Source organism: Acinetobacter sp. BMW17 (assembly GCF_001592855.1).
Lineage (GTDB): Bacteria > Pseudomonadota > Gammaproteobacteria > Pseudomonadales > Moraxellaceae > Acinetobacter > Acinetobacter johnsonii.
Window position 1 is genome coordinate 1 of record NZ_LSOD01000019.1, and the last position, 4,875, is coordinate 4,875.

Below are 4,875 nucleotides of genomic sequence, written 5' to 3' on the forward strand. Positions count from 1 at the left end.
AAATGCTGGGCAAATTGGAACGCAAAGAAAAGATCATGGGCTTTGGTCATGCGATTTATAAAGACAATGACCCACGTAATGGCATCATCAAAATCTGGTCAGAGCGTTTAGCCAAAGATGTCGGTGACACGGTACTGTATCCAGTTTCAGTACGCTGTGAAGAAGTGATGTGGCGTGAAAAGAAATTATTCTGTAACGCAGACTTCTTCCATGCATCGGCTTACCACTTCATGGATATTGCGACCAAGTTATTCACACCAATCTTCGTGATGAGCCGTGTGACAGGTTGGGCTGCTCATGTGATGGAACAACGTGCGGACAACCGTATTATTCGTCCAAGTGCGGACTATACGGGGCCTGAGCTGCGTAAAGTAGTACCGATTGAAGAACGTTCAGCGGCTTAATATAAAGCTCTGATACATTATAAAAAAAGCCTCTTCGGAGGCTTTTTTTATATGCAATTTTTTTGTTGATGCTTCTCACAGCTTAATTTATATAAATATTTAATTTTAATGAAATAATAGATAATTAAAAGAATAGAATTGCTATAATCGCGACCGTTTATTTCTTCATTTTTATTGTAATTTACTTTATGAAACATAAGTTTTTGTGTGCATCAGCACTGTTTTTGGGGTTGTCTCATTCTGCTTTCGCCATGCCATTTGACCCGCTTATTGGAACATGGAAAGTGATTGATGATCGGACTGGGTATTATATTTCAGATATTGTGATTCGTAAGAATTCTAATACATCGCAATATAGTGCAGTAGTGACCAAGTACTATCCTTTGGCTGGAGCGCCTGTAAGTGATGTGTGCAGTAAGTGTCAGGGTGGACTTAAGGATAAACCGATTTTTGGTATGCAAGTGCTGAATGGCTTAGTGGGTGATGCAACAGGTCAAAAATTCGCAAAAGGCCAATGGCTGAATCCTCAAGATGGCCGTGTGTATAACATCAATACTGCGCAGTTAAATGCTGGTAAAGATCAGATGAAGGTACAAGCCACAGCAAAAGATGTGAAAGGTTTGAGCAACATGACATGGAAAAAGCTTTAAGTCTTTTGCTTGTATCGATAAAGCCATTGAACTTTCATAGTGCGGTGGCTTTTTTTATGGATAAAAAAGTTGGAAGGAGATTTCCTAGACTTGTTCAATCCGTATAAAAAGGAAAAATCATCTTTCGGAGTGTGTGGTCAAAGAAAACGTTGCCTATACCATGAAGAGAGATGATTAAGAATTATTTAATTGATAATGATAACTATTATTATATGTTAAGCTTCAGCATCTCATGGCTGTGTATACGAAAAATGACTCATCTTTATAGAAAGATTTTTACTACTCTGCTTTCGCAAATTTTTGGCTCGTTGTTGATCTTGGGTGCCAGTTTAAGTATTTATGCGAAACCTGAAATGAAACCTTTACCTGCCAATATTGCAGAAATCGGCTCGGCGTATTACAGTTTTAAAGTCAAAGAGTTTACAACTACAGATCAAAATAAAACTTATCGCGTTTGGTTAGGTATTCCAAAGACAGTACAGAAGACGCAGAACGCCTATGCATCGGTCTTTATGCTGGATGGGAACGCTGCGATGTCCCATCTGAATGAAGAAATACTCAAGTCTTTGTATGCAAATGATGCCCCTGTATTGGTTGCCATTGGTTATAAAACCAATTTGCCATTTGCCACAGCTTTTCGTTCACTTGACTATACTCCAGCAGCCTTATTAACGGGAAAACCAGCCCAAGACCCAAGAAATCCAGAGCGGATGAGCGGGGGAAGTGCTGATTTTAGAAATGTGATTTTGAAGGATATCACCCCTTGGGTTGAGCAGAATGTAAAGCTGGATGCGCAAAAAAGAGCGTTATGGGGGCATTCCTATGGAGGGCTTTTTGTGCTTGATAGCTTGCTCGATGGGCGTTATTTCAGCCATTTCTTTGCTGCAAGCCCATCACTTTCTTGGGCTGATGGGCGCATGATGCAAAAAATTAGAGCCGTAAAATTAGTCAAAGAGCCACAAAAACATCTATTGTTGATGGACGGTGATCTTTTAATACATACTGGAGCACAGCAAAGCGCTAATTTTGATGCAAATGGCATTAATAAAAATAGAGAAATTTTGTCTATATTCGATCAGCAGGGCGTAGCGGCCAAATTTTTAATCTATCCAAATCTAAAGCATGGTGATATTTTTAAGGCGTCTTTATTAGACGTGCTTTCAAATAAATTATATTGATGGTATTAAATTATCCGAACATAAAGAAAAGCCTGAGCATAAGATCAGGCTTTTCTTTTAAACAAGGTTAAACAGGATTTTGTTCTAGTAGTACTTGGCCATATTGGGCGCGGAGTTCACGTTTTAGCATTTTACCCGTACCGCTCAGTGGAATACTGTCGACAAAGATCACACGGTCGGGGATCTGCCATTTCGCAATTTTGTCGGTATAGTAGTCTAAGACACCTTGTTCAGTGACCTTGCTATCGGGTTTCTTCACAGCGATGACAATAGGACGTTCATCCCATTTTGGATGTTCGGCTGCAATAACCGCTACCATAAGAATGTCTGAATGTCCCATCGCAAGGTTTTCAAGTTCAACCGATGAAATCCATTCGCCACCAGACTTAATTAAATCTTTAGAGCGGTCACTGATGCATAAGAAGCCGTCTTCATCTAAGGTTGCAATATCACCTGTGTCAAACCAGCCATCGGTGGTGAGAGCGGATTCATCTTTACCAAAGTAGCTATCAATAATCCAGTGGCCTTTAATTTGTAGATTTCCAATCTGCTCACCATCGCGGGCAATTTCATTGTTGCCTTTTTCTTCATCGGTAAGACGTAAATCCACGCCAAAAGGCGGACGGCCTTGAGAAAGACGTAGCTTGAAACGCTCTTGTTCAGAGAGCTGTTGATGTTTGGCTTTAAGTTGGTTGGCAGAACCGAGTGGACTCGTTTCAGTCATACCCCATGCATGAATGGTGTCGCAGTTATAGTCATTTTTAAAGGCCGCTAACATGGATGGTGGACATGCAGAACCACCAACAACGTTACGGTTCATACTTGCCAGCTGGCTGCCTGTTTGTTTGGCTGCTGCCAGTAAACCTTGCCAAATGGTGGGTACACCCAAAGCCACAGTGACTTTATAGGTGTCAATCATGTTCACTAAACTTGGCCCATCTAAGCCTGGCCCAGGCAATACAACGGTACAACCGACCATAGCTGCTGCATAAGGAGTACCCCAAGCATTGACATGGAACATGGGCACTACAGGCAACATAATGTCATTTGCAGACAGATTAAGAGAATCGGGTAGGCTGATGGCAAAACTATGCAAAATGGTAGAGCGGTGGCTATATAGCACGCCTTTTGGATTTCCAGTTGTGCCCGAGGTATAGCACAAAGAGCTTGCAGTTTGCTCATCAAAACTTGGCCATGTGAATTGTTCAGACTCTTTGCTGACCAAGTCATCATAAAATTTTACATCGGCAATTTTTTCTGCAATAGCGTCATCTGCAGCATCTAAGCAAATAAAGTGCTCTACATGGGGTAAATGTGCTTTTACCGCAGCAATGAGTGGCGCAAAGGTTTTATCAAATAACACCACGCGGTCTTGGGCATCATTGATAATAAAAATAAGTTGTTCTGGAAATAAACGTGGGTTGATGGTGTGGCAAATATAGCCACTGCCAGAGATCGCATACCAAGATTCTAGGTGACGATGATTGTTCCATGCGATGGTCGCCACACGGTCACTTTGCGAAAGCCCTAAGCCTTTGAGTACATTGGCAAATCGCTTAGAGTTGGCTGCGACTTTGGCCCAGTTGGTTTCAGTGATACTGCCGTCTGTATTTTTAGAAATAATGGCTGTATCCGCATGGTAGCGTTCTGCGTGATCAATAAGATTGCTAATCAATAGCGGTTGAAACATCATACGTCCAAGCATGTATAAATATCCTTATCGTTGCTTTTTTATCAAACTCTTTATTGGTTACTCGAAACATCTGTTTTGAGCATTGATTGTATTTTTATCCTAGCTTGATCCAAATTTAAATCAAGCATTCTTTCAATCTCAGCCGTATTTTTAAAAGCGATGTGAAGCAGAACCACAAGTAAATGAAAAGCATCATTTAAAAAAGTAAATGACCATTTATCACTTTATGCTGTTATTCGACAAAAGGCACTTGAAATTTATAAAAAGTATGTTTAAAACTGTGTATAGCTCATGAGATATGAGTTGTGGGTATGTCAGGAAGATATACCTATTTTAAGAAGCAAATTTTTAAAAATCACTTACAGGAGTTAAAAATGCTTCAGTTATTTAAAAAACTATTTTGCATCCACGTTTATGAATATGAACAAATGACTGAAATTGGGGAGCATATGGAATGCCGAAAGTGCGGTGATTCTAAAACCGACTAATTATCTTAAGGAAAAGTGAGCGAAAGCTCACTTTTTTAATGTCTATCATTTTTTATGACCTAGTTTGACTGAATCGACGCAGAACGGCTTACAATAGCCGAATAACAGTGTTTAGCGTATTCGGATGATGACCAAAAATTTTCAAGCACAGACTTATATTGTCGATGATAATCTGAGTGATACCTTAAGCTGGCTGTGTCAGCATCAAGAGTGTTTTGACTCTTTTCACTATGACGTGATTCGCCAAACCTTAACCGTACGCCATGCCAATGGTGAAGATGAGATCATCCAAGGCGATTATCTGAATGCCAGTTATGGTATTTTAATTACTGCGCATAATTTTGCTCAGTCGCCTGAACGTTAAATAGATGTCTTGTCCTGAAATAGATTGACAGTATTCCACTTCAAACCGAGTTAAGCAATTAGCTCGGTTTTAGTTTGCTCATACATCTGATTCGGGGT

Annotated in this window: 5 protein-coding genes; 4 read left to right on the plus strand and 1 reads right to left on the minus strand. The window is 40.2% G+C overall.

The genetic code is table 11. The features are described 5' to 3' along the window. The 3 genes from AXW61_RS04585 to AXW61_RS04595 form a co-directional block, all read left to right on the plus strand. The coding region (locus tag AXW61_RS04585) for a citrate/2-methylcitrate synthase (RefSeq protein ID WP_276204004.1) at positions 1–404 on the plus strand (404 nt) is incomplete at its 5' end. Between the two features lie 188 nt (positions 405–592). Then, entirely contained in the window at positions 593–1,054 is a 462-nt protein-coding gene (locus tag AXW61_RS04590; RefSeq protein WP_062032788.1) for a DUF2147 domain-containing protein, read from the plus strand. A gap of 170 nt (positions 1,055–1,224) precedes the next feature. After that, complete coding sequence (locus AXW61_RS04595; protein WP_240487434.1) at positions 1,225–2,232, plus strand: alpha/beta hydrolase-fold protein; 1,008 nt, start codon at positions 1,225–1,227, stop codon at positions 2,230–2,232. A 67-nt stretch (positions 2,233–2,299) separates the two neighbouring features. Here the strand turns inward: AXW61_RS04595 and AXW61_RS04600 are convergent, their stop codons facing one another. Further along, positions 2,300–3,937 (minus strand): long-chain-fatty-acid--CoA ligase, encoded by a 1,638-nt coding sequence (locus AXW61_RS04600; RefSeq protein WP_062032791.1) that lies wholly within the window; start codon positions 3,935–3,937, stop codon positions 2,300–2,302. Between the two features lie 603 nt (positions 3,938–4,540). On the opposite strand from AXW61_RS04600, the gene AXW61_RS04605 reads away from it, so the two are divergent. Continuing rightward, on the plus strand, positions 4,541–4,777 hold the full coding sequence (locus AXW61_RS04605) for a hypothetical protein (protein ID WP_062032972.1): 237 nt from the start codon (positions 4,541–4,543) through the stop codon (positions 4,775–4,777). The last annotated feature ends 98 nt before the right edge of the window (positions 4,778–4,875 follow it).

Excerpts from the sequence above, each read along its gene's own strand:
- AXW61_RS04590 (WP_062032788.1), top strand. The coding sequence starts at position 593 with ATGAAACATAAGTTTTTGTGTGCATCAGCACTGTTTTTGGGGTTGTCT.
- AXW61_RS04595 (WP_240487434.1), top strand. The coding sequence starts at position 1,225 with ATGATTAAGAATTATTTAATTGATAATGATAACTATTATTATATGTTA.
- AXW61_RS04600 (WP_062032791.1), bottom strand. The coding sequence starts at position 3,937 with ATGCTTGGACGTATGATGTTTCAACCGCTATTGATTAGCAATCTTATT.
- AXW61_RS04605 (WP_062032972.1), top strand. The coding sequence starts at position 4,541 with ATGACCAAAAATTTTCAAGCACAGACTTATATTGTCGATGATAATCTG.